The organism is Vreelandella neptunia (assembly GCF_034479615.1).
Lineage (GTDB): Bacteria > Pseudomonadota > Gammaproteobacteria > Pseudomonadales > Halomonadaceae > Vreelandella > Vreelandella neptunia.
This window is the reverse complement of the sequence record NZ_CP140255.1, coordinates 4606659-4631322: the sequence shown is the minus strand read 5'-3', so window position 1 is coordinate 4631322 and position 24664 is coordinate 4606659. Positions and strand designations below refer to the sequence as shown.

Here is a 24664-nt window from a genome sequence, read left to right as displayed (position 1 = left end):
CGTACTATCACCTCATTATTGCCTCACCATCAGGTAAAGTAGGACGCATAATAGCGACTCATGATAGAGAATTGAGAGCAGTACCGCGACGAATTACCCCTAAAGCAGGTCAGTACTTGCATTCCCGCCGCTGGGGTGATTCGTTATAATGCAAGCGGTTTATATCTGCGACCTGAGGCGCTAGTGTACCATCGCGATACGTTGTTGGTATTAGCGAAGGTTGGTATTGGCGGAGCTAACCCTGGTAACTTGTGAAACCTGGGAAGCGCCCAGGGTGCGTACCAGTCAAACATAAAACGGCATAGTGGAATAGCAATGAGAAAGTTACTGGCAAGCCTAGCAATTACCATGGGCGCCGTTGGCATCGCCCACGCTCAAACGGACTACCAAGCCGATGCTGACGCATCCGCTGGCCAGGAAATGGCCCAAACCTGCGCCGCCTGCCATGGGCAGCAGGGCATTAGCCCATCGGGCGCTTTTCCTAACCTGGCGGGTCAGCAGATGTCCTATCTGGCGAAACAGATTATGGACATTCGCGATGGCAACCGCATGGTTCCCCAAATGGCCGGTCAAGTTGATGACTTCTCTGACCAGGACGCTTGGGATGTGGCGGCGCACTTTGCGCGCCAAGACGCCAACCTGGGCCAATCCAGTGACGAAGACGCTGAGCTACTGGCACGCGGTGAAGAGCTTTACCGCGCTGGCGATATGTCCAAGGGTATTCCCGCCTGTTCTGCTTGCCATACTCCCACGGGCGTCGGTATCGGCAGCGCCGTTTACCCTGGCTTGTCTGGGCAACACGCTCAGTACACGGTCTCAACGCTGCAGGCATTCGCGTCAGGTGATCGTAACAATAGCCCCAATAACATCATGGGCGACATCGCTTCAAAAATGAGCGACAACGATATGGAAGCAGTGGCTAACTATGTGTTGGGTTTGAACTGAGTGTTGGGTTTGAACTAACGTTTTAAGCCCTAGCGTTTAACACCACACATAGACAGCCTAAATACTTCCTTATGCCGTTTGCGGGTTCTCACTAGCAACGTTCTTGGTAACGTTTGCTAGCTGAGGGAACCCGCTAATGTATTCACGGTCTCACTTTCCGCTTACCCATGGAGAAGCTTTTACAATGTCTAAAACGCGAGCGATGTTTAAAACGGTAATGGTCGCACTGGCCGGTTTAGGGCTTTCTGCGGCAGTGAGTGCCCAGGAAGTGGTGGAAGGTCAGCACTATGAGGTGCTTGAATCGCCGGTAGAGACACAGGTTGACGACGGGCAAATTGAAGTCACCGAAATATTTTGGTTTGGCTGCCCGCACTGCTACCGCCTGCAAACGCCGATTAACGAGTGGTACGAGACTCTGGACGATGACGTTAGTGTCGTCAAAATGCCTGCCACCATGGGCGGGGATTGGAATACCCACGCTACAGCATTCTATGCAGCTGAGTCGCTGGGCATCGAAGAGGAGTTGCACGCTGACTTCTTTAACGCCATCCACCAGGAAAATCAGTCGCTCACAGAGCCCGATGAGATTGCAGCTTTCTTTGCCAACTACGGCGTCAGCGAAGAAGAGGCCAAGCAAGCGCTGACTGACTTTAGTGTGCGCAGCGAAGTGAATGATGCCAATAACCGTATGCGCAAAATGAAGTTAATGGGTGTGCCTGCCCTGGTGATTGATGGTCGTTTTCTGGTGACGCCGAGCTCAGCCGGTAGCCTTGAAAACATGCCGAAAATCGCTGAAGCGTTGGTTGAGCAGGTGCGTGAAGAGCGCGCAGAGTAACCGTGTTACGTGAAGCTAGGGAGCGTGACGAAACAGCCATAAATGGCCCACGCTCGACGCTGTTTGAAGATGGGCATTTGCGTTTGCTGACCTTTAATTTGCAGGTTGGCATTCAGACCTCGGCGTATCATCACTATGTTACGCGCAGCTGGCAGCACCTATTGCCCAATCCGCGTCGCCAGAAGCGGCTGGACGTGATGGGTGAAGTGCTGAGCAAGTTTGACGTGGTGGGACTGCAAGAGGTCGACGGCGGTAGTTTTCGCTCAAGCCGCGTCAATCAGGTGGAGTATCTCGCTGCCAAAGCGGGGTTTCCCCATCATGTTCAACAGCTCAATCGCAATCTGGGCCGCATTGCCCAGCACAGTAATGGTTTGCTCTCGCGCTTGGTACCCAGCCAAATAGAAGAGCACCGTTTGCCGGGTGCAATGCCGGGGCGCGGCGCGATTCACGCTCGCTTTGGCGAAGGGCCGGATGCGCTGCATATCTTTGTTGCCCACCTGGCGCTAAGCCACCGCGGCCGGGTGCGGCAGCTCAACTACTTAAGCGACATCATTCAACCACTGCGCCACGTGGTGGTCATGGGGGATCTCAACTGTACCCCTGACCAACTGCACGCTCACGAGCGTTTTAGTGCGTCGTTACCGCTGCACCCGGTTAAACCCTTGCTCAGTTACCCCTCCTGGCAGCCGCGCCATGCGCTGGATCATATCTTGTTGTCGCAGTCGTTAGAGGCAGCCGAAGTGCGGGTGCTGGATCATCTCTTTTCTGACCACCTGCCGATTGCTGTCGATTTACCCTTGCCCGAGGCCTGTTTAGCGGCAATTCGTTCAAGCGTTTAATAATAAGCACGCTGTGCACTCCGTGAGCGCTGCATTATCCGCGTATATGCGCTATTGTCTGGGACGCTGATCCCCTTAGCCGTTTTACGCGAGACACTCCCATGTCGGACACAACACAACTACCTGCTTTTATTGGTGCGCTGGATCGCGCTTCCGAATGGTTCGGGCGTACCCTTGCGTGGCTGATCATCATTATGATGTTGATTCAGTTCGCTATTGTACTGCTTCGCTATGCCTTCAGTGTGAATAGCATCTTCATGCAAGAACTAGTGATGTATATGCACGCCAGCGTGTTTATGCTCGCAGCCGCCTATACGTTTCGCCACGACGGCCACGTGCGGGTGGACATATTCTATCGAGGCATGACACCGCGCCGCCAGGCGTTAATCAATGTCGTGGGCATTATCACGCTATTGATTCCAGTGATGATCTTTATCATCGCTTCCAGTCTGGGCTATGTGGCCAACTCCTGGCGCATTCTGGAAACCTCCTCCGACTACGGCGGTATTCCGGCAGTCTATGCACTGAAAACCTTGATACCGCTGTTTGCCGTTTTGATGATCGTGCAAGGCGTGATTGAAATTGTGCGCAATGGCTATGTGATGGCCGGGCGGATAGTGCCGTCTGCTGCCGGTGGCAATCATCTTGAGGAGCGTGTTTGATGCTGGAATTTATGCCAGTTATTTTATTTGCCGTTATCTGTATTGTATTGATGTTCGGCTTTCCCGTAGCGCTGTCTCTGGCGGGCACGGCGTTGCTGTTTGCCGGTATGGGGCTCGGGTTGGAAGCCATCGGTATCGACGCCAACTTTGATAGTGGCTATCTTGCCGCCTTGCCTAACCGACTCTACGGCATAATGACCAACCAAACGCTGTTGGCGGTGCCGCTATTTGTCTTGATGGGCGTGTTGTTGGAAAAGTCCAAAGTGGCTGAGACGCTGCTGGACGCTATGGCGTTACTGTTTGGCGCAATGCGTGGTGGTTTGGGTATTTCGGTAACCCTGGTGGGCATGCTAATGGCGGCCTCTACCGGCATCGTCGGGGCCACCGTGGTCACCATGGGGCTGATGTCGCTTCCCACCATGCTAAAGCGTGGTTACAGCACCTCTCTGGCGACCGGCACTATCTGCGCCACCGGTACGTTGGGGCAGATTATTCCGCCTTCCATTGCCTTGGTACTGCTTGGTGACGTGCTGTCATCAGCGTATCAGCAAGCGCAGCTGGATATGGGGATTTTCAGCCCTAAAACGGTCTCCGTGGGCGACCTGTTTATGGGCGCACTGGTGCCCGGGTTACTGCTGGTCGTCATGTACATGATCTATGTGGCTATGGTGGCATGGTTGCGTCCGCATATGGCGCCTGCTGCCGACCGTGAAGAGTTGATGGCCGAGCTTGGTCATACCTCGGGGATTGGCATGCTGCTGCTCAAAGGGCTGGTGCCACCGGTGGTACTGATTGTAGCGGTGCTGGGCTCGATCCTTAGTGGCTTTGCCACGCCCACAGAGGCCTCAGCGGTAGGCGCATTCGGCGCTCTAGTGCTGGCGTTGGCCTATCGTCAGCTCGATTGGGCGACGTTGAAGGACGTGCTGCGTTCAACCACTCACGTTACCACCATGGTATTTTTGATCCTGATCGGTGCGGCGCTGTTTTCGCTAGTGTTTCGTGCTTACGGCGGCGAACACATGGTGACCGAACTGTTCGAGGGTATGCCTGGTGGGGTGGTTGGCGCGACGATCATTGTTATGCTGGTGATCTTCCTGCTCGGCTTTATTCTCGACTTTATCGAAATCACCTTTGTGGTGGTGCCGATTGTCGGGCCGATTTTGCTTGCCATGGGCCTTGACCCGATTTGGCTGGGCATCATGATCGCGATTAACCTGCAAACGTCGTTCTTAACGCCGCCGTTCGGCTTCGCGCTGTTCTATCTGCGTGGCGTAGCGCCGCCGTCTGTATCTACTTCGGCTATTTACCGCGGTGTTATACCGTTTATCCTAATGCAACTGGGTATGTTGCTCATGTTGAGCTTTTTCCCGCAGCTAGCAACGTGGCTACCTGCGCAATTTGGCTAATAAAAGGGTTAGTTGAAAAGCATCGCTGCTATCAACGTTAAGAAGTGGCAACCTAATTAAAAAGCAGCAAATAGCCGTTAATGGCCTGTAGCAAACCGCCTGGTGTTCTACGCTTGGCGGAGTATTCCTACTCATAATAGTAATAATAGAAAGTAAGAGGGTTATTGTATGAAAGCCAAAACACTCCCCGTCGCGATCGCCATGACGACCGCACTTTCCGCCAGTTTGCTGGTGGTCTCTAGTTTCGATAACCAAGCACAGGCGCAAGAGGACGAGTTCCGCTGGAAAATGGTCACCTCCTGGCCGAAAAATTTCCCAGGTGTTGGTCAGGGCCCCGAGCGGCTCTCCCAGCTGGTCGACGAAATGTCGGATGGTCGCCTGACCATTGAAGTCTTCGGGGCTGGCCAATTGGTACCGGGGTTTGAGGTATTTGACGCCGTTTCTGACGGTACCGCTGAACTAGGCCACTCCGCTTCCTACTACTGGAAGGGCAAAGCGCCTGCCGCACAGTTCTTCGCCGCCGTGCCGTTTGGGATGAATGCTCAAGAGATGAACGCCTGGCTAAGCTATGGCGGCGGTATGGAGCTGTGGAACGAGCTGTACGATGACTTTGGCGTTGACGTCATGGTGGCGGGTGCCTCCGGCGTCCAGATGGGCGGCTGGTACAACAAAGAGATCAACTCGGTTGCCGATCTCGACGGCCTGAAAATGCGTATGCCGGGCCTGGGTGGCGAAGTGATGAGTCGCATGGGTGTCGCGATTGTGAATATGCCCGGCGGCGAGATCTTTACTTCGCTGCAATCTGGTGCGATTGACGCAACAGAGTGGATTGGCCCTTACAACGATCTGGCTTTCGGCCTGCACCAAGCCGCCGACTACTACTATTATCCAGGCTGGCACGAGCCCACGGTCATGTTCGAGGCCATTGTTAACGAAGAGGCTTTCGCGGAGCTGCCAGCGGATTTGCAGGCGATCCTGCGTACCGCTATTAGCGACATTAACCAGAGCGTACTGGATGAGTACACCGCGCGTAACAACGATGCGCTGGAAACGCTGGTGAACGAGCATGACGTCGAGCTACGCCGCATTCCCGACGACGTACTGGCTCAGGCGCGTGAGCACTCGCAAGATGTGGTCGCCGAGCTGGCCGAATCGAGCGAATTAGCTACGCGTATCTATGACTCCTATCAAGCATTCCAGGAGAAGGTGGAGGATTACCACGCCATCTCAGAGCAGGCGTACTACAACGCCCGCAGCCCGGAAGGTGACACCTCGGAATAGTTTGCTGTGCTTGATGCACACTAACGAGCCGCCTTCGGGCGGCTTTTGTGTGTATGGCATATACGTTTTCGGCAGCATAAGGCGCGCAGCTTGGGTATCCTAGGCGTACAGTGACGTTTTTGCCGTGAAGGAGCCCCATGTCTACCCATTCCCGTCTTCGCAATGTGCTTACCATCGCCGGCTCCGATCCTTCGGGGGGCGCCGGGCTGCAGGGGGATCTGAAAACCTTTTCAGCCCTCGGCGTTTACGGCACCAACGTGATTACCGCGGTGATTGCCCAGAATACCTGTGGGGTGGCCTCGGTGTACCCCGTCGCGCCCCAGGCGATACGCGAGCAGTTGGAACACCTGCTGGATGATGTGGCGATAGATGCAGTCAAAATTGGCATGGTGGCCAGTCGCGAGGTCGCCGAGGTGATAGCCGATGTGCTGCGTCAGCGGCGCCCACGCTGGATCGTGCTCGACCCGGTGATGGTGGCCAAGAGCGGCGATATTCTGGTCGATGACGCCGGCATTCGCGCAGTGCGCGATATTCTCGTGCCGCTGGCCGATGTGATCACCCCCAATCTGCCAGAAGCCGCGGTACTGCTCGACACGCCGTCGCCTACCAGTTTAGACGCCATGGAAGCGATGTTGCCGGGGTTAACGCAATTGGGCGCGCCCTATGTTGTGCTGAAAGGCGGCCATCTGCGCGGGGAAACCTGCCCAGACCTGCTGGCAACCCCCAATGGCCATGAGTGGTTGCCCGCCTCGCGAATCGATACCGACAATTTGCACGGTACCGGCTGTGCACTCTCCTCAGCGATTGCCGCCTGCCTGGCGAAGCTGCCCGTGGATGCCGAAGGGGATGCCCCGGTAGCTGCTATCAGTGATGCCAAGCAATGGCTACATGCGGCCCTGGAGGCGAGCGAGCGCTTAAACGTAGGAAAAGGGCGCGGCCCGGTGCACCATTTTCACGCTTGGTGGTGATTGGGTGAGCTGCCTTGAAGCATTTAGGCGCTAGCTGGCTTGCGGGAATGGACATTGCGCACCATGCTAAGGAGTGTTTGCTTAACGGCTTGTAAGGCTGAGCTGCTCAGCCGAGGAGCGTTTCGCCATGCCTCGCACCATTCTGTTTGCCACCGATCTTTCCGCTGATAATCGTGCCGCTTTTGCTCGGGCGTTGCGTTTGGCCTATGCCCAGGGTGTTCAGTTAGACGTGCTGCACGTGTTGGATCCTTACCTACCCAGGCGTGTGCTGTTGGATGTCGAGAGCGCGGTAGTGGAAGACATCACCACCATGTTGACGGATCTACGCGAAGACTACGCCCTAGAGGCGCCGAAAACGCTTATCCAGACCGTGACCGGCTCGCCTCACGTTGAAATCGTCCGCGAAGCTCATGAACGCAACGCTGAGCTGATTGTGCTGGGCATGCATCGCAAGCGTGGGCAAAAAGACCTGCTTGCGGGTACCACGGCAATGCGCGTGCTGCGCAGCGCACCATGCCCTGTGGTGGTCTCTTCTCACCAGCCGACCCAGCCCTGGCAGCATATTCTGGTACCTATCGATTTTTCGCTGACGGCGCGGCATACCTTGAAAGAGGCGCTGATTCGCTTCCCTGAAGCCACGCTGACCTTGCTGCACGCCTGGACGCTACCCGGCGAGCGTGAGTTGGGTTCGCAGGCCTATTACGCCCACTGGCGTGAACAAGAAGTGCAGCGCCTGCGCGAGCAGTTGAACAATGAAGTCGAGAGCCTGATGCGCGAGTTAGATGGGGTGCCCGATGTGGAGCTGGTGTTAGAGCAAGGCGCGCCCTGCGATGTGCTACAAGCATATATGAAGCGCCACACGCCCGATCTCGTGATGATCGGCAGTCGCGGTCAGCCCCACCACGCCAGCCAGCTAACCGAGATGCTGCTGTGTGAACCGCACTGCGATTTAATGCTCTGCCGTGCCTGGTAAGCGGGCGCTGTTAATAATCAGTAGTGAACGGCCAATAATAAATATTGTACGGAACCTTTATGTGGTGTGTCAGTATGTATAGATATGCTGCCATGAGGAGGTTCTATGTCTATATGCTTATTAGGGGCTAGGCGCGCCATACAATGGTCACTGCTGTTAGCTGGCCTATCACTAACGCCTTGGGCGATGGCCAACAATGTGACGGAAAAAGGCGAAGTGTTTGAGCGCACAGTAGAGGAGCACGGCCAGCGCTATAGTCTTATCGGTAGCGGCGTGTTTCGCTACATGATCTGGACGGCCTATGCGGGCGCCTACTACCAGGCAGGCGAATCCGAGCCACAGCCGTTGAGTGACGTTCCAAGGCGCTTGGAGCTTGCTTATTTCCATGCCATCGACGCCCCTGACTTCTCTGAAGCCACCACAGAAAGCCTTCAGAAGAGCCTCACCGCTTATGAGTATTCGCAGTTAGAGGTAGATATTACCGCCTTTAATCGAAGCTACCAGGACGTCGAGCCGCAAGATCGCTATGTGCTGAGTTGGGACGGTGACACGCTGCGCCTGGCACTGAACGGCGACACGCTATATGAGGGTGGTAACGCAGAGCTGGCGAGCGCCATGTTCGGTATCTGGCTGGGCGAGCGGCCTTTGGGTGAAGATTTTCGCGATGCGCTGCTGGGGAAAAATTAATAAGCGGTCGTTATAATGGCCGTTTGTTAGCTGGGAGAAGCGTTGTGAAGGCACTGATTCAGCGCGTGAAGCGCGCCAGCGTTGAGGTAGAGGGTAATGTCGTTGGCAGTATCGACAGTGGACTGCTGGCGCTGATAGGCGTGGAGAAGCAAGATGACGGGGCTAGCGTGGAAAAACTGCTGCACAAGCTCCTTCACTACCGGGTATTCAGCGACGCCGACGGCAAGATGAATCATAACCTGCAGCAGGTGAGCGGCGGCTTGCTGTTGGTCTCTCAGTTCACCCTGGCGGCGGATACCCGTAAGGGGCTGCGGCCCAGCTTCTCCAGCGCCGCTCCGCCAGCCCAGGGCGAAGCGCTATTCAACTTGCTGGTTACCCAGGCCCGCACTGCCTGGCCGAATGTCGCCACCGGTGAATTTGGCGCTGATATGCAGGTGGCGCTAATCAACGATGGCCCGGTAACGTTTTTGTTGGAAAGCTAGCCCTGTTGTTGAGTATTCGCTTTCCGCTAGCTAGCCGTCTCTTCGCTGGCGAGCAGTTCTGCTTCCATTGCCTCCAGCGCCTCTTCGGCGCTCAGCCACTGCCTTTCTGACTCATCCAGGCGCGCTTTAATCTCCGCTTGCTGACCAAGTGTCTTGGTTAGTTCGGCTTTGCGGCTGCTGTCGGTGTAGAGTTCTGGATCTGCCAGCACTTGTTCTACCTTATCGAGTTCCTGCTGGGCCTTCTCCATGGCTTTTTCTGCCTGATCGCGCTGCTTTTTCAGTGGGCGCAGCTTCTCACGCAGCTCGGCAGCCGCTTTGCGGGATGCTTTGCGCGCTTCGCGGCTGTCGCCGCTAGGCTGCTGGTTCTGGCGCTCGGCTTTTTCTCCACGGGAGTCCCGGCGGCTCTCTTCTAGGCGCGCTTTAAGCCAAACCCGGTAATCTTCCAAATCTCCATCGAAGGGCTCGACACGGTGATCTGCCACCCGCCAGAACTCATCGACCGTGGCGCGCAGCAAGTGACGATCGTGGGAGACCAGAATAACCGTGCCTTCGAAGCTTGCCAGTGCCTGAGTCAGCGCCTCGCGCATCTCTAAGTCCAGGTGGTTGGTGGGCTCATCGAGCAGTAGCAGGTTGGGTTTCTGCCAAGCGACGAGGGCCAGTGCCAGGCGGGCTTTTTCACCACCGGAGTAGTTGGCGACCTTGCCGAAGGCGTCGTCGCCCTTAAAGCCAAAGCCACCCAGGAAGTTGCGAATTTCCTGATCGCTGGCGGTGGGAGAGAGGCGCTGGACATGCACAAAGGGCGTCGATGAAACATCCAGGCTCTCAAGCTGATGCTGAGCAAAGTAGCCAATCGCCAAATGTTCGCCGGGCACGCGCTTGCCGTTAAGTAACTCAAGCTCGCCGGTGAGCGATTTAATTAGCGTCGACTTACCCGCCCCGTTGGGGCCTAACAGGCCAATGCGGCTACCGGGCAGCAGGGTGACGTTGACCTTGTCCAGTTGGATGTTGTCGTCACTGCCGTCGCCCTTTTTACCGCGATAGCCGAGCTGGGCCTGATCCAGCACCAGCAGTGGGTGCGAGGTTTTATCGGCGGCGGGTAGCGTAAAGTGGAAGGGCGAATCCACATGGGCGACGGCGATATCTTCCATGCGCTCGAGCATTTTTACCCGGCTTTGTGCCTGCTTGGCCTTGGTCGCCTTGGCTTTAAAGCGGGCGATAAAACGCTCGATTTCTTCCCGGCGGGCTTGCTGCTTGGCTGCTTCAGCCTGTTGCAGAGCAAGCTTTTCGGCGCGGGTACGCTCAAACTGAGAGTAATTGCCGCGGTAAAGATCCAGGGTCTGATGGTGCATATGCACGATGTGGTCACATACGGCATCTAAAAAGTCGCGGTCGTGGGAAATCAGCAGCAGTGTGCCCGGGTAGCGGGTCAGCCACTGTTCCAGCCACAGCAGGGCGTCTAGATCCAGGTGGTTGGTCGGCTCATCCAGCAGCAGTAGATCGGAAGGCATAAACAGCGTACGAGCAAGGTTGACCCGCATCCGCCAACCGCCGGAAAACGCCGAGAGCGGGCGGGCGAGGTCAGTCTGGACGAAGCCCAACCCCACCAGTAGCTGCGCCGCTCGCGACTCGGCGCGGTAGCCATCCAGGGTTTCAATCAAGCCGTGCAGCTCGGCTTCGCGGTGGGCTTCCCCTGCTTCACGGGCGGCCAGTAGGTCAGCTTCTGCTTGGCGTAGCGCCAAGTCGCCATCGAGTACATACTCAATAATCGGGCGGTCGAGGGCGTCAACTTCCTGAGCCATATGCGCAATGCGCTGGCCGCCGCTCATCTCTACCTCGCCCTGGTCGGGCGCAAGTTCGCCGAGCAGGAGTTTGAATAGGCTCGATTTACCGGCGCCGTTTGCCCCGATAATCCCGGCCTTTACCCCGTTATTAAGGGTAACGTCCGCGTTGTCGAGTAGCGTTTGCGTGCCGCGTTGCAGGGCGACTTGGCGCAGTGCGATCATGCCTTCTCCCGAAGAAAGTGGGTCATTTGATGCGAGATTCTATTACGCTTGATTCTACCCGATTGCAGCGCCTACAGCAGACACCCTTGTGGGATTTTGCACTGGCGCTCTACGCCGAGCCCGGCGTTGAGGCGGCCTGCCTGACGCTGCAAGAGAAAGCCGGACTGGATGTTTGCGAAGTGCTGTTTCACTGCTGGCTCTACTCCTGTGGCTTGGAAGCCATGCCTAAAGCGGTTGCTCGCCAGCGTGAGCAGCGACGTCTTTGGCAGTGCCATGTGACGGAGATATTGCGCGGGTTACGGCGTGATTTAAAAGCCTCTGCGGCGGAAAGCGAGTCCATAGCGGCGCTGCGCGAGACTATTAAACGGGCGGAGTTGATGGCTGAGCGTGAGAACCTTCAACGTTGGCAAGCGTGGGTATGGGAAGCTTCCGGAGAAGAGCAACGTGTGGCGAACGTTGCCGAAATGTCGTTAGATGCGGCTAAGTGGTTGCGAAATCAGCTGTTTTCTACCCAAAATGATCAGTGCTCTGGCGGCGGTTTGGAAGAGCAGAATATATGGCTCCCTACGCTACAAACGCTTACTTGCCCGCTTGACCCTCACCAAGTACCGCGCTAGCCTGAAATTAAGCTGTTTTTGAAATACCTAGCGTTATTCGCCCGCTGACATGCAGTATAAACAGCATCATTGTCCTGCAAGCGAATACCCGTTGGCGAATAACACGCTCGTGTTGATAAATGCGGAGCTGACCTAAATTTAGACAATTGGGTTTTCAAAATTAGGTCGTTGCGCATTCGTACAGCGCGCTTACCACTGCAAGGGGAACAACGCATGAAGGCAAGCAAATCCGTTTCTACTCGTTCTGTAACGACAAAGTTATTGACCACGGCCAGTGTAGGTGCACTGCTGTTTGGTCTCAGCGCCGCTGCTCAAGCAGATAACTGGCGCTACGCTCACGAAGAGTATGAAGGCGACGTTCAAGACGTCTTTGCCTACGCTTTTAAAGAGTATATTGAAGAGAACTCAGACCACACTGTACAAGTTTACCGCTTTGGTGAGCTGGGTGAGTCTGATGACATCATGGAGCAGACCCAGAACGGTATTCTGCAGTTTGTAAACCAGTCGCCCGGTTTTACCGGGGCGCTTATTCCGGAAGCGCAAATTTTCTTCATTCCTTACTTGCTGCCGACTGACGAAGAAACCGTCCTGGAGTTCTTCGACGAAAGTAAGGCCATCAACGAGATGTTCCCTGAGCTTTACGCCGAGCAAGGCCTAGAGCTGCTGAAGATGTATCCTGAAGGCGAAATGGTTATTACAACCAATGAGCCGTTCTCATCGCCGGAGGAGCTGGATAACAAAAAAATTCGTACCATGACCAACCCGCTCCTGACAGAGACCTATGACGCCTTTGGTGCGACGCCAACCCCGCTGCCTTGGGGTGAAGTCTATGGTGGTCTGCAGACCGGCATTATCGATGGTCAAGAGAACCCGATTTTCTGGATCGAGTCTGGCGGTTTGTACGAAGTGTCTCCGCACCTGACCTTTACCGGCCACGGCTGGTTCACTACTGCGATGATGGCCAACCAGGACTTCTATGAAGGTTTGTCTGAAGAAGATCAAGAGCTAGTACAGGAAGCCTCTGAAGCCGCTTATGACCACACTATTGAACATATCAAAGGCCTAGCTGAAGAGTCACTAGCGAAAATTCAGGAAGCCTCTGATGAAGTGACGGTGACACGTCTTGACGAAGAGCAAATTCAAGCTTTCCGTGATCGTGCCCCGCAGGTTGAAGAAGCCTTCCTGGAAATGACCGGTGAGGATGGTGAAGAGCTACTCGAGCAGTTTAAAGCTGACCTTGAAGCCGTAACCAACGAGTAATCATCCTTAAAGCCGCATTGGCGAATGGTTGATTAAACAAGGGGCAGCAAAGGCTGCCCCTTTTTGTTTTGCGGCGGTTAGGTGGATGCTACTCGGCTGGGGGCTAACCATGTTGTCGTTGGGTTACGTGCATCTAGCGTTGAACCGTCGGCAGCGGCATGCCGTTACGCTTGGGTTAGCTGTTCGCCTCGGCACGAGGTAGGTCTGGGCTTGATAGGTTCGGACTAGATGGAAGAGGAACAACGCTGTGTATTGTGCCTACGGCACGTAACTGTTGCCGTTAGAGCCGTTCAAAAGGAGTCCGGCCATGACCGATGAAGAGATGGAAAAGAGTTACCGCTCCGGCTTGCCGGGGGTACTAGGCGTGATCGACACTGCAATTAGCAAAATAGAAGCCGTGATTCTCGCGATGGGTGTTTTGCTAATGGCGCTGAATACGGTCACCAACGTGGTTGCCCGCTTTGTATTTGGCAATAGCATCATGTTTTCCGGTGAGCTAAACCGCATTTTAATCATCATGATTACCTTTGCGGGTATTGGTTATGCCGCGCGCCACGGCCGTCATATTCGCATGTCGGCTATCTACGATGCGCTACCGGTAGGTGGGCGCAGAGTGCTAATGATCTGCATCGCGCTGTTCACATCGCTTGTGATGTTTTTCCTGCTCTATTATTCGGTGGTTTATATTGTTGATCTGCATAGCAAAGGCAGGGTGTTGCCCTCCATGGGCTTGCCGATCTGGATTATCTACCTATGGGTGCCGATGGGCTTTTTGATTACCGGTATTCAATACCTGCTGACCGCCGTTAAAAACTTCACCTCTCACGACGTGTATCTCTCCACGGGTGTGGTGGATGGTTACAAAGACACCGAAACTGAAGTCTGATGCAGAGCACTGCACTCTAGGGGAATAGCTATGACGACAATAATGGTCTCCACTATGATTGCCCTGCTGCTGCTGGGCTTTCCAATGATGATTCCGCTGATTACCGCTGCGGTAATCGGCTTCTATATGATGTTTAACGGCTTCGGCCAGATGGATACACTGATCCAGCAAATGATGGCGGGTATACGCCCAGCCTCACTGATTGCGGTTCCTATGTTTATCCTTGCCGCTGACATCATGACCCGCGGGCAGTCTGCTAACCGATTGATTGATATGGTGATGGCGTTTATCGGCCATATTAAAGGCGGCTTGGCGGTGAGCACTGCGGCATCTTGTACACTGTTTGGCGCCGTATCTGGCTCTACTCAGGCGACCGTGGTTGCCGTTGGTTCACCGCTGCGTCCGAAAATGCTTAAAGCGGGCTACTCGGACTCTTTCACGCTGGCGCTGATCATCAATGCCAGCGATATAGCGTTCTTGATACCGCCCAGTATCGGCATGATTATTTATGGCGTTATCTCGGGCACCTCTATCGGCGAGCTATTTATTGCTGGGATTGGCCCAGGGCTAATGATCCTGTGCATGTTCTCGATTTATTGCATTATCTACGCCATCGTGAAAGACGTACCTACTGAAGCAAAATCTAGCTGGAAAGAGCGTGCAGTCGCGGTTCGGCAGGCTCTTTGGCCGCTCGGCTTTCCGGTCATTATCGTTGGTGGCATTTATGGCGGTATCTTCAGCCCGACGGAAGCCGCTGCAGCCTGTGTACTGTATGCCATTTTGCTTGAGTTTGTGGTCTTCCGTTCGCTTAAGATGAACGACATTTATGCCATCGCCAAATCTACCGGCTTGATTACCGCCGTGGTATTTATCCTAGTCGCGGTGGGTAATGGCTTCTCGTGGATTATCTCGTTTGCCCAGATCCCCCAAATGATTCTGGAGGCAGTGGGTGTCAATGAAGCTGGCCCAACGGGCGTATTGATTGCCATCTGTATCTCCTTCTTTGTGGCCTGTATGTTTGTTGATCCAATTGTGGTCATTCTGGTGCTAACGCCCATCTTCGCGCCCGCCATTGCGGCGACGGGCCTGGATCCTGTGCTGGTAGGTATTTTGATTACCCTGCAGGTAGCGATAGGCTCGGCAACCCCGCCCTTTGGGTGTGATATTTTCACGGCTATTGCGATTTTCAAGCGCCCCTATTGGGACGTGATCAAAGGCACTCCACCGTTTATTTTCATGCTGATTTTAGCGGCCGCTCTGCTGATCATGTTTCCGCAAATTGCGCTGTTCCTGCGTGATGTTGCCTTCCGCTAAACAGCCACAAGGAGTACGCGAATGTTTAATCGCATTTTAGTCCCGGTGGATGGTTCTAAAGGTGCCTTAAGGGCGCTGGAAAAGGCGGTGGGTTTGCAAATGCTAACCGGCGCTGAGCTCTATCTGCTGTGCGTGTTTAAACACCATAGCCTGCTGGAAGCTTCGCTCTCTATGGTGCGGCCCAACCAGCTGGATATTCCTGACGATGCGTTAAAAGAGTATGCCACTGAGATCGCCGTGCATGCGAAATCCCATGCGATCGAGCTGGGCGCTGACAGTGCCCGTGTGCGTGCTTTTGTGAAGGGCGGGCGGCCTTCGCGCATCATTGTGCGCTTTGCCCGTAAGCGAGAGTGCGATCTGATCGTGATTGGCGCCCAGGGCACCAATGGCGAAAAGAACCCGCTGCTAGGCAGCGTTTCTCAGCGGGTGGCGGGCGCGGCGCACTGCCCTACTCTGGTGGTCTAAATCCGCTAAACCTCTCGCTCATTTTGTGGTCTTATTGGCACCCACCACCCCGAAGATGCAGCTCGGGGCGGTGGGTGTTAGTCTTTGTATGACACTGTTTGGCGTTCAGCGCCGCTATAAAAAAGGATCTTTCATGAAACAACTGCTCTCTACCACGGCTCTGACAGGTTTGCTTTTGGTTGCCCCTTTTGCCGCGGCAGCGCCCGAAACGGATGAACAGCGCTTGGCTTACAGCCTGGGTGTTACCTTGGGTGAAAGCATGCAGGCCGACATCGAAGACCTCGACTTGGACGCGTTCAACGACGGTATGAGCGATGTGTTTGAAGGTAATGACTTGGCGCTCAGTGAAGAAGAGATGACCGAAGCGTTGATGGCGTTCCAAGAGCAGTCAATGCAAGCGCGTGCAGCCGAAGCTGAAGAGATAGCGCAAAGCAATCTCGAAGAAGGCGAAGCCTTCCTGGCCGAGAACGCAGAGCGCGAGGAAGTGACCGTGACCGACTCTGGCCTTCAGTATGAAGTGCTTGAATCCGGCGATGGCGCCACGCCTGGCCCTGAAGATACCGTCGAAGTGAACTACGAAGGCATGCTGTTGGACGGCACGGTCTTCGATAGCTCTTTTGAACGCGGTGAATCCGTCAGCTTCCAGACCAATCAGGTCATCGAAGGTTGGCAGGAAGCGCTGCAGATGATGAGCGTTGGCGATAGCTGGATGCTGTATATTCCTGCGGATATTGCTTATGGCGAGAATGGCCAGGGGCCAATCGGGCCTAACGAAGTACTGACCTTCCGCGTTGATTTGCTAGGCGTCGAATAAGCGATGATCTCACACCCCACTTCTAGCCTGCATTCTCTCGCCCAGGCACTGGTTTGCTTAGGTCTTTGCACGCCGCTGCTAGCTCAGGCCGAGACGGACAGTGAGCCTGAGGATTTGCCCGCCCTGAGTGCTGCGAGTGAGCAGGCCAGCGTAGTGGGGGTATCGTCGGGTGGTTATATGGCGACCCAGCTAGCGGTAGCTTGGCCCGAGCGGTTTAGTGGCCTAGGTGTACTGGCAGCAGGGCCCTGGAGCTGCGCCCAGGGCTCGCTCAGTTTGGCGCTTAACCAGTGCATGATGACCCGCCGTGGCTTGCCTTCGCTAGATGAATTGGAGGCTCGCCACCAGCGCTATATTGAGCTTGAACAGGTTGGCAGCGCTGAGGCGCTTAGCCAGCTTAGGGCCTACTTATGGCACGGCGAAGAGGATGAAGTGGTTGAGCCACAGCTCGGCGACCTGCTTGCTGAGCAGTGGCAGCAGTGGCTTGCTTCGCCTGATCAGCTACGCGTTGCGCGCAGTGACAATGCGGGACATGGCTGGCCGATACGGTTGCCCAGTGAAGCCGCACCCGGGCCTCAGGAGTGGGGCGATTGTCGTCAGGGGGGCGGCAGTTTCCTATTATCCTGCGATGACAATATTGCCGGAGAAATGCTGGATTGGCTCTACCCCGAACGGGAAGTCTCTGGTGCTGGTGTGCGTAGTAGCGAACAAGAGGGTGAGCAAGGTGGTGAACTCGTCGCGTTTGATCAGTCTGAATTTGCGGTAAAAGGCCTAGCCGACACCGGCTATGTGTTTATACCCGAAGGCTGCGAAGCGGGCGAGTGCACGGTAACGCTGGCGCTCCACGGCTGCCAAATGAATGCAGAAGCCATTGGCGATACGTTTATACGCTACACCGGGCTCAATGCCTGGGCGGCAGCGCATCAGCAAATCGTCCTCTATCCTCAGGCAGAAAGCAGTATGGCGAACCCGCAGGGCTGCTGGGATTGGTGGGGATTTGCTGAAAGTACCTGGCAGTTAAGCCCGCAGCACGATACCCGTAGCGGTACCCAGATTGGCGCGCTGCTGGCGATGCTGGATCGTTTACAGGCGGCACCCGAATAAGCCGATTAAGAAGAAACTGCGCTTAACCGTCTAGTTCGCTCTCTAATGCGGAAACTAACCCATGCGGGGTCGGTGAGTAGAGCACTCGCTGAAGAATATCGCCCTCGCGATTAACCAAAAAGAGCGAGGCGCTGTGATCAATGGTGTAGTCCATTGCGGAATCCGGCGCTTCGACTTTCCGCCATATCACCCCATAGCGTGAGGCGACATCTTCAAGCTGTTCCTGGCTGCCTACCGCGCCGATAAACTCCTCGCCGAAAAAGCCCATGTACTCCTGCATGCGCGCGATAGTGTCGCGTTCGGGGTCAACGGTAATCATCACTGGCACTACCCGCTCGCGCTGCTCTTCGGAGAGTTGGGACAGGGCTTGACGCTTAACCGACTGGGTCATGGGACAAATATCGGGGCAGTAGGTGTAGCCAAAGGAAAGAATCGCGACTTGATCGTCGTCTAACTGGGTTAACGAGAAATCACCCTGTGTAGAGGGCAGTTCAACTGGGCCTCCTACCGGTTCGCCCTCTTGGGGGGCGAAGGCATACTGATAGAGGCCTATGCCGCTGACCACCAGCAAAACCGCGACCAACGCCGCGCCTAGCCATAACGGTTTCCTTGCCATATGCGTTAACTCCGAATTACGTCAAAATCGAACCAACTGCCTACCTTGCCTTCTGCGGTTTCCAGTATGACACGTGCACGCCAGGGCATAACGTTTTGAGTGCAAATGCCCACTTGGCCTTGACCTTCAAAATGGCCGGGAGCACCTGCGCTAAGGGCAAAACGATGTAGCCCCAAATCCATATCTCGACCAATAAAATCTACTTCGACCTGGGTGGCCGTTACACCATCGACTTCTACTTCCAGTGGTAATATCTCCAGTGCATCGATTTGCCCATTTGCTTGAACCGCGAGCGTGATGCGGCCCTTATCGCCCAAAGTGGCAGAGCAGGGCTCTGCATGCAGGTTGCAGCTTGAAGTGGGGGGAAACCATGTCACATCACTGTCGCGGTGTAGCCAATGTGAAAAGGCATACCACGCGCAGGCCGCTAGCGCCAAGCCAGTGACCAGTATCAGTACCCTTAAGGCGGGAAAGCCCGCCGGGTGTGCAGGTTTTGATGTCATCTTCATGGCAGAATAATCGCTACGCAAGCCGTGGGGCGGGGAATCATTGCCATGGTAACAGCAATCGCGCCGATATCGCTGTGCTGGGATGTCGCAGGCAAAAGGGACGTAAATGGAGAGTATCACTGGTGCCTTAGGCCCACTATTTCTGTTGATCTTACTGGGCGCCGTGCTTGGCTATTGGCGCTGGCCCAGCGACACCTTTTGGCCGCATATGGAGCGGCTGATCTACTTTGTGCTGTTTCCGGCCATGCTGGTGGGCACCTTGGCCACTGCGGATGTAAACCAAGTGCCGGTCGGCCGCTTGGCGCTGGTGCTGTTGGGCGCGATGGCGCTGTTTGGCTTACTGCTGTGGCGTTTGCGTGGCTGGCTACAGCTAACGCCCGCGGCGTTTACGTCGGTATTTCAAGGCGCGGTACGTTTTAATACCTATGTGGGCGTTGCTGGCGCCGCCGCGCTACACGGCAGCTTAGGCGCGACCACCGCAGCCGTCGCTGTGGCGCTAATGGTGCCGGTGGTTAATGTGATGTGCGTGGCCAGCTTTGTCGCCGCTGGCACACTCGGCGGTGCTAGCGTAGGTAAAAGTGCCATGGCGTTGATTAAAAACCCGCTGATTCTAGCCTGCCTAGCGGGTATCGCCCTGAACCTTTCGGGCGTTGGTTTGCCGGGCTGGAGTCAGGATACGGTAGAGCTACTGGGGCGTGCGGCGCTGCCGTTGGGGTTGGTGGCCGTGGGTGTGGCGCTGCGCCCAGCGGCACTGCTGCGCATTGACCGCGGCTTACTGGCCACCAATAGCGTTAAACTGCTGCTCATGCCCGCGCTGGTATTGGCACTCACTTGGATCTTGCAGCTGGATCCCGTAAGCCGCGACGTAGCGCTACTGTTTGCAGCACTGCCCACCGCCACCTCTGCGTATATCCTAGCCCGCCAGCTGGGCGGCGATGCCGAGCTGATGGCCGCGATCATTACTGGCCAAACCCTACTGGCCATGCTCACCCTCCCGCTGTGGCTGCAGTTGGTTAGCTAAGAGTGGGGCTGGGAAAGCTAAATAAAAAATATTCGTATTTATGTTGACGGTGTAAATGAGAACTATTACAGTGTGGTTGTCAGCGTTTGATGAGACGCTGGCAACCAGGACAGCTGTTGGTTTCAGAATCAGCGCCAATTTTCTGTCATGGTTTCTCCCTCTCATTGCTAGTCACGGTCTTTTTGCCGCTCCAATGGAGCGGCTTTCTTTTTTTGTGGATCCCTCTTTTTATAATCTTGTGTCAATCGCAATGAGGATCTGTGCAAACGCTCATTGAGTGTTTGTCTGCCTCGCGTGTCAGTTAAACCAGCGCTGTTCGCTGGGAAACAGTGCAGATAGAGGCGCGAGGTTGCTATGATCAAAAGTAAATAAAAAATATTCGTATTTGTATTGACGCGGTAAATGAGAACTATTACATTGTGGTTGTCAGCGTTTAATGAGACGTTGGCAACCACGACAGAAACCGCCAGTTTCCTGTCATGGTTTCTCCCTCTCATTGCTAGTCACGGTCTTTTTGCCGCTCCCTTGGAGCGGCTTTCTTTTTTGCGTCTACTAACCTTCCCCGCTCTCTACGCTTACCGATTTTTGGCTACGTGTATGCGCTTAGCCGCTTATATTTTTAATACAAAAACCGCTGTAGCGACGCAGGATGACATGTGTCATTGCTTGGGGGCGCTTTGGCGTCTACGTTTTATAAGTAGCGTTTAAAGGCGTTTATTAATAAGCACACTAACGGAGGAGTTTGCTATGAGCGATACACAAGATCTTTTCCCGACTCGCTTGGAACGAAAGTTGGGAATGTTTAAGCGTATTGATCCCGTGGTATATGGCGATGAATCACAGCTTGCGAATGGCCCTTTGAGCAAGTCAGAAATTGATGAGTACGAGAAAAAGGGGTTTCTGTCATTTGAAGGCTTTTTTGACGCCGATGATATGCAGGCTTTTCTTCAAGAGCTGCGTGAGTATGAAGACGATGCTGATCTCAAGCTCTCAGAAGGCACTATCCTTGAGCCAGGACGTGAAGAGATACGCACCGTTTTTGGCATTCATGATGTTTCAAAACGTTTTCAGCGCTTGACCCAAGATCCCAAATTGTTAGCGATCGTCAAGCAACTGCTGGGCAGCGATGTGTATATCCACCAGTCACGCATTAACTATAAGCCAGGCTTCAAAGGCAAAGGTTTTGAGTGGCACTCCGACTTTGAAACATGGCATAGCGAAGATGGCATGCCGCGTATGCGTGCGTTAAGTTGCTCCATAGTACTCACTGACAACGGGGAGTTTAACGGTCCACTCATGCTAATCCCCGGTTCGCATCAGTACTTTGTTCCCTGTGTGGGACGAACGCCGGAAAATAACTATAAAGAGTCGCTAAAAAGCCAAGAGGTAGGCGTGCCCCCAGCCAGTAGCCTTCGCGAGCTAATGTTAGAAAACGATATCGAGGCGCCTAAGGGGCCCGCCGGATCGCTGGTGATCTTTGAATGCAATACCATGCACGGCTCGAACATAAATATGTCTTGCTGGCCGAGAAGTAATCTGTTCTTTGTTTACAATAGCGTTGAAAACACGCTACACGACCCTTACTGCGGCAATCGACCGAGGCCTGAGTTTCTGGCCAATCGTTCGGAATGGGAGCCGCTTAAACCGCTTAATGAGTAATGCCAATGCGCATCGCCGTATTCAGCGCTAAACCCTACGATCGCACTTTTATTACTCGCGCTAACGCAGGGGAGCGTCACTCCTTGAGCTTTTTGGAGGCGCGTCTAACGGCTGATACGGCCCCTTTGGCTAACGGCTTTGATGCGGTTTGCGCCTTTGTTAATGACTGCCTTGATGCCACCGTGTTAGAGCAACTGCATAACGGTGGCACAAGATTAGTGGCGCTGCGTTCGGCGGGCTTTAATCATGTTGATTTAGCTACCGCCGAACGGTTGGGCATTACGGTGGTACGGGTGCCCGCCTATTCCCCCCACGCAGTGGCAGAACACGCGGTCGCCCTAGTGCTAAGCCTTAATCGCATGACTTATCGCGCCTACAACCGGGTGCGGGAGGGCAATTTTGCCCTGGATGGCCTGCTGGGATTCGATCTGCATGGTAAAACGGTGGGCGTTATTGGCACTGGGCATATCGGGCTGATTTTTGCCGATATTATGCACGGCTTTGGTTGCCGGGTAGTGGCCAGCGACCCGTTTCCCAGCCCGGCTGCTAAATCCTTTGTTGAGTACGTGCCGCTAGCAACGCTATTTGCCAGCGCCGACATTATCTCGCTGCACTGCCCGTTGACGCCTGAGACTCACCATTTGATTAATGCTGACGCCATCGCGCAAATGAAGGAAGGCGTCATGCTGATCAATACCGGCCGCGGAAGGGTGGTCGATACCCAAGCTGTGATAGCAGGCCTGAAAAGTGGCAAAATTGGCCGCTTAGGGTTGGATGTTTACGAAGAGGAAGAGCAGCTGTTCTTTGAAGACCTCTCCCAGGGCGTGATTGACGACGATCAGTTTATGCGCCTAACGACCTTCCATAATGTACTGATCACCGGTCATCAGGCTTTCTTCACTGCCGAGGCGCTGACCAATATCGCCGAGACCACGCTGGCGAACATCGACGCTTTTGAAAGTGGAAGTGGCACCATGCATCGGGTGGTTAGCGCCAAGTAAATATAACTTTAAGCTGCTAGTGCATACACTTTAAAATAATCAGGAGACCGCCCCATGCAGCTCTATTTAAATACCTCTTCTCCCTATGCACGCGTTGTGCGCGTGTGTCTCTATGAAAAGCAGCTGATCGAGCGCACCGAGCTTTGCTGGTGCGACCCTTGGGCGGCGGATAGCGAACTGTTGCAGATTACGCCGCTTAGCCGTATTCCAACGCTGGTAACCGACGAGGGTGATGTGCTTACCGAGTCGCTGTTGATTGCTCACTATCTGGATACAGTGGGCGAAGGGCCGTCTCTGATGCCCAGTAAAACATTAGCGGAAACCCTGGCGCTGGCAGGGTTGGGGCAGGGCTTGATGGACACCGCCTTTAACGTGGTGATCGGCCGCAAACATAGTGGCCACGAAGTGGATACGACGCTGTTGGGGCAGCGCCGTTTAAAAGCGATCGAACGCACCCTGATAACACTTAATGCCCACCCCAGCGTGCTGGCAGGCAGTGCCCAGCGCACCCTGGGGGCGATTACCGTTGCCGTGGCGCTGGCGTATATCAGCTTTCGCCTACCGGCCTTTGATTGGCAAAACCGCTACCCGACGCTACATGCCTGGCAGGCGAAGGTGGTGGAGGGCGAGAGCTTTGCGCTAACTGAATTTGAGTAGGAACCCACTATTTCAGATAGCGCATAAAGACTAGGCCATCGCGAGGTGGAGACAGCCCGTAGATTCACCCCTCCCGGCGATAGATCAAATCCCAAACCCCGTGACCCAGTTTTTCGCCCCGGGCTTCAAACTTGGTTAGCGGGCGGAACGCCGGGCGTGGCACGTACGGTGCGGTTTCCGCGCTGGCGGTATTGGCATAACCGGGGGCCGCTTCCATTACCTCGGCCATCCACTCTGCGTAGGCTTCCCAGTCGGTGGCCATATGGAAGGTGCCGCCGGGCATCAGGCGAGTGCGGATCAGCTCAACAAAGGCAGGCTGCACGATGCGCCGTTTGTGATGCTTCTTCTTCGGCCAGGGGTCGGGGAAGAACAGCTGCAGCGTGGTTAGCGAGCCTTCGGGCAGGCACTGCTCCAGCACCGCCAGGGCGTCTTCCCGGTAAACGCGGAGATTGGTCAGGCCGCGTTTATCGACTTCATCCAACAGCTTGCCAACACCGGGGGCGTGGACTTCAATGCCGATAAAGTCGGTGTCTGGATGAGTCTCGGCCTGTTCTATCAGCGAGTTACCCATGCCAAAGCCGATTTCTACGACCCGCGGTGCCTTACGGCCAAACAGGGCGTCCAAGTCTTGACGACCGTCGGCGATGGTCAGGCCAAAACGCGGCCAGATGTCTTCTAAGCCCCGGTTCTGGGCCTGGGTCATACGACCCGCGCGGATCACGTAGCTTTTAATGCCGCGGCGGTGCAGCGGTGCATCCGTACCTTCCGGGCCTGTGGTGGTGTTGCTTTCGGGCGCGGTGTGACTTTCGGGTACGGTATCGTTGGGTTCAGTCATGGGGTCTCGAATCAATTAACCGTTAATACGGCCAGCGAAAGGTGAAGAAGGATCGGCGGATTGGCGGCGCGGCATACGGCCAGCTAAAAACGCATCGCGCCCGGCTTCCACGGCCAGCTTCATAGCGTTGGCCATGCGTAGCGGCTCGCGGGCGTGGGCAATGGCCGTATTGAGCAGTACGCCGTCACAGCCCAGCTCCATCGCCATAGCAGCATCCGATGCGGTGCCAATGCCCGCATCCACTAGTACCGGTACCTTGCTCTGTTCAACAATCAGGCGCACGTTGTGTGGGTTCTGAATGCCGTGGCCCGAGCCAATCAGCGAGCCCAGCGGCATGATGGCGCAGCAGCCCATGGCTTCTAGTTCGCGTGCCACAATAGGGTCGTCGCTGGTGTACACCATGACGTCAAAGCCGTCGGCGAGCAGCGTTTCAGCGGCTTTTAGCGTCTCGACCACGTTTGGGTAAAGCGTGTGATCGTCGCCGAGCACTTCCAGCTTGACCAGATTGTGACCGTCGAGCAGTTCCCGGGCCAGGCGGCAGGTGCGCACCGCATCTTTAGCGTTGTAGCAGCCGGCGGTGTTGGGCAGCAGGGTGTAGCGTTCGGGGGAAATAACGTCTAACAGGTTGGGCGCATCGGCGTCCTGGCCTAAATTAGTACGGCGTACCGCAAAGGTCACGATTTCAGCGCCGCTTTGGGCAATGGCGGCGCCGGTTTCGGTAAAGTCTTTGTACTTGCCAGTGCCCACCAGCAGGCGCGAGTGAAAATCGCGTCCGGCGATGGTTAGCGGGGTATCGGCTAGCGCTACATGCGTTTGTTGGGTCATAGT

26 protein-coding genes are annotated in these 24664 nt (G+C 55.2%); 21 read left to right on the top strand and 5 right to left on the bottom strand.

The features are described 5' to 3' along the window. Window positions 1–315 precede the first annotated feature (315 nt). The 10 genes from SR894_RS21390 (at window position 316) to dtd (ending at window position 9078) form a co-directional block, all read left to right on the top strand. Window positions 316–945, top strand: coding sequence for a c-type cytochrome (locus SR894_RS21390; protein WP_133732178.1), 630 nt, complete (start codon window positions 316–318; stop codon window positions 943–945). 202 nt (window positions 946–1147) lie between these two features. Next, entirely contained in the window at window positions 1148–1780 is a 633-nt protein-coding gene (locus tag SR894_RS21385) for a thiol:disulfide interchange protein DsbA/DsbL (protein WP_035583663.1), read from the top strand. A 2-nt stretch (window positions 1781–1782) separates the two neighbouring features. Then, window positions 1783–2619 carry an endonuclease/exonuclease/phosphatase family protein gene (locus SR894_RS21380; protein WP_227406199.1) on the top strand — a complete coding sequence of 279 codons (837 nt, stop codon included), beginning with the start codon at window positions 1783–1785 and terminating at the stop codon, window positions 2617–2619. A gap of 101 nt (window positions 2620–2720) precedes the next feature. Further along, window positions 2721–3281: a TRAP transporter small permease subunit gene (locus SR894_RS21375; RefSeq protein ID WP_133732177.1), complete on the top strand. Its 561-nt coding sequence runs from the start codon at window positions 2721–2723 to the stop codon at window positions 3279–3281. Further along, a complete protein-coding gene (locus SR894_RS21370; protein ID WP_133732176.1) occupies window positions 3281–4687 on the top strand; it encodes a TRAP transporter large permease in 1407 nt (468 codons plus the stop codon). Before SR894_RS21375 ends, SR894_RS21370 begins: the two co-directional genes overlap by 1 nt. Before the next feature lie 168 nt (window positions 4688–4855). Beyond that, the gene (locus tag SR894_RS21365) at window positions 4856–5968 is read left to right on the top strand and encodes a TRAP transporter substrate-binding protein (protein ID WP_223288393.1); all 1113 of its coding nucleotides are present in this window, start codon (window positions 4856–4858) and stop codon (window positions 5966–5968) included. A gap of 137 nt (window positions 5969–6105) precedes the next feature. Beyond that, window positions 6106–6936 carry a bifunctional hydroxymethylpyrimidine kinase/phosphomethylpyrimidine kinase gene (gene thiD / locus SR894_RS21360; RefSeq protein ID WP_133732174.1) on the top strand — a complete coding sequence of 277 codons (831 nt, stop codon included), beginning with the start codon at window positions 6106–6108 and terminating at the stop codon, window positions 6934–6936. Between the two features lie 127 nt (window positions 6937–7063). Then, window positions 7064–7909, top strand: a complete 846-nt coding sequence (locus SR894_RS21355; RefSeq protein WP_223288394.1) for a universal stress protein — start codon at window positions 7064–7066, stop codon at window positions 7907–7909. Between the two features lie 105 nt (window positions 7910–8014). Further along, on the top strand, window positions 8015–8596 hold the full coding sequence (locus SR894_RS21350) for a chalcone isomerase family protein (protein WP_223288395.1): 582 nt from the start codon (window positions 8015–8017) through the stop codon (window positions 8594–8596). Between the two features lie 44 nt (window positions 8597–8640). Next, a complete protein-coding gene (gene dtd / locus SR894_RS21345) occupies window positions 8641–9078 on the top strand; it encodes a D-aminoacyl-tRNA deacylase (protein ID WP_223288396.1) in 438 nt (145 codons plus the stop codon). Window positions 9079–9104: 26 nt separating this feature from the next. Here dtd and SR894_RS21340 read toward each other — a convergent pair whose 3' ends face one another. Continuing rightward, entirely contained in the window at window positions 9105–11081 is a 1977-nt protein-coding gene (locus tag SR894_RS21340; protein ID WP_223288397.1) for an ATP-binding cassette domain-containing protein, read from the bottom strand. Between the two features lie 29 nt (window positions 11082–11110). On the opposite strand from SR894_RS21340, the gene SR894_RS21335 reads away from it, so the two are divergent. The 7 genes from SR894_RS21335 (at window position 11111) to SR894_RS21305 (ending at window position 17538) form a co-directional block, all read left to right on the top strand. After that, window positions 11111–11698 (top strand): TIGR02444 family protein, encoded by a 588-nt coding sequence (locus SR894_RS21335; protein WP_223288398.1) that lies wholly within the window; start codon window positions 11111–11113, stop codon window positions 11696–11698. A gap of 213 nt (window positions 11699–11911) precedes the next feature. Further along, complete coding sequence (locus tag SR894_RS21330; RefSeq protein ID WP_133732168.1) at window positions 11912–12958, top strand: TRAP transporter substrate-binding protein; 1047 nt, start codon at window positions 11912–11914, stop codon at window positions 12956–12958. A 307-nt stretch (window positions 12959–13265) separates the two neighbouring features. Next, a complete protein-coding gene (locus SR894_RS21325; RefSeq protein ID WP_133732167.1) occupies window positions 13266–13844 on the top strand; it encodes a TRAP transporter small permease in 579 nt (192 codons plus the stop codon). A gap of 30 nt (window positions 13845–13874) precedes the next feature. After that, window positions 13875–15158, top strand: a complete 1284-nt coding sequence (locus SR894_RS21320; protein WP_133732166.1) for a TRAP transporter large permease — start codon at window positions 13875–13877, stop codon at window positions 15156–15158. A 21-nt stretch (window positions 15159–15179) separates the two neighbouring features. After that, window positions 15180–15623, top strand: coding sequence for a universal stress protein (locus tag SR894_RS21315; RefSeq protein WP_088700144.1), 444 nt, complete (start codon window positions 15180–15182; stop codon window positions 15621–15623). 133 nt (window positions 15624–15756) lie between these two features. Continuing rightward, window positions 15757–16437, top strand: coding sequence for a BamJ family beta-barrel-assembly machinery protein (locus SR894_RS21310; RefSeq protein WP_223288399.1), 681 nt, complete (start codon window positions 15757–15759; stop codon window positions 16435–16437). Between the two features lie 3 nt (window positions 16438–16440). Next, window positions 16441–17538: an alpha/beta hydrolase family protein gene (locus tag SR894_RS21305; protein ID WP_223288400.1), complete on the top strand. Its 1098-nt coding sequence runs from the start codon at window positions 16441–16443 to the stop codon at window positions 17536–17538. A 22-nt stretch (window positions 17539–17560) separates the two neighbouring features. Here SR894_RS21305 and SR894_RS21300 read toward each other — a convergent pair whose 3' ends face one another. Next, complete coding sequence (locus tag SR894_RS21300; RefSeq protein ID WP_133733626.1) at window positions 17561–18154, bottom strand: SCO family protein; 594 nt, start codon at window positions 18152–18154, stop codon at window positions 17561–17563. 5 nt (window positions 18155–18159) lie between these two features. Next, the gene (locus SR894_RS21295) at window positions 18160–18663 is read right to left on the bottom strand and encodes a hypothetical protein (RefSeq protein ID WP_166650434.1); all 504 of its coding nucleotides are present in this window, start codon (window positions 18661–18663) and stop codon (window positions 18160–18162) included. A 106-nt stretch (window positions 18664–18769) separates the two neighbouring features. Between SR894_RS21295 and SR894_RS21290 the strand changes: the two genes are divergently transcribed. From SR894_RS21290 to SR894_RS21275, 4 genes are all read left to right on the top strand, one after another. Beyond that, window positions 18770–19684 carry an AEC family transporter gene (locus SR894_RS21290; protein WP_223288401.1) on the top strand — a complete coding sequence of 305 codons (915 nt, stop codon included), beginning with the start codon at window positions 18770–18772 and terminating at the stop codon, window positions 19682–19684. 747 nt (window positions 19685–20431) lie between these two features. After that, window positions 20432–21343: an ectoine hydroxylase gene (gene thpD / locus SR894_RS21285; RefSeq protein WP_223288402.1), complete on the top strand. Its 912-nt coding sequence runs from the start codon at window positions 20432–20434 to the stop codon at window positions 21341–21343. 5 nt (window positions 21344–21348) lie between these two features. Continuing rightward, window positions 21349–22344 carry a 2-hydroxyacid dehydrogenase gene (locus SR894_RS21280; protein ID WP_223288403.1) on the top strand — a complete coding sequence of 332 codons (996 nt, stop codon included), beginning with the start codon at window positions 21349–21351 and terminating at the stop codon, window positions 22342–22344. Between the two features lie 54 nt (window positions 22345–22398). Then, on the top strand, window positions 22399–23001 hold the full coding sequence (locus SR894_RS21275; RefSeq protein ID WP_223288404.1) for a glutathione S-transferase N-terminal domain-containing protein: 603 nt from the start codon (window positions 22399–22401) through the stop codon (window positions 22999–23001). A gap of 64 nt (window positions 23002–23065) precedes the next feature. Here the strand turns inward: SR894_RS21275 and trmB are convergent, their stop codons facing one another. After that, window positions 23066–23836: a tRNA (guanosine(46)-N7)-methyltransferase TrmB gene (trmB, locus tag SR894_RS21270; protein ID WP_133733620.1), complete on the bottom strand. Its 771-nt coding sequence runs from the start codon at window positions 23834–23836 to the stop codon at window positions 23066–23068. A gap of 15 nt (window positions 23837–23851) precedes the next feature. Then, on the bottom strand, window positions 23852–24661 hold the full coding sequence (locus SR894_RS21265; RefSeq protein WP_133733619.1) for a thiazole synthase: 810 nt from the start codon (window positions 24659–24661) through the stop codon (window positions 23852–23854). Window positions 24662–24664 lie beyond the last annotated feature (3 nt).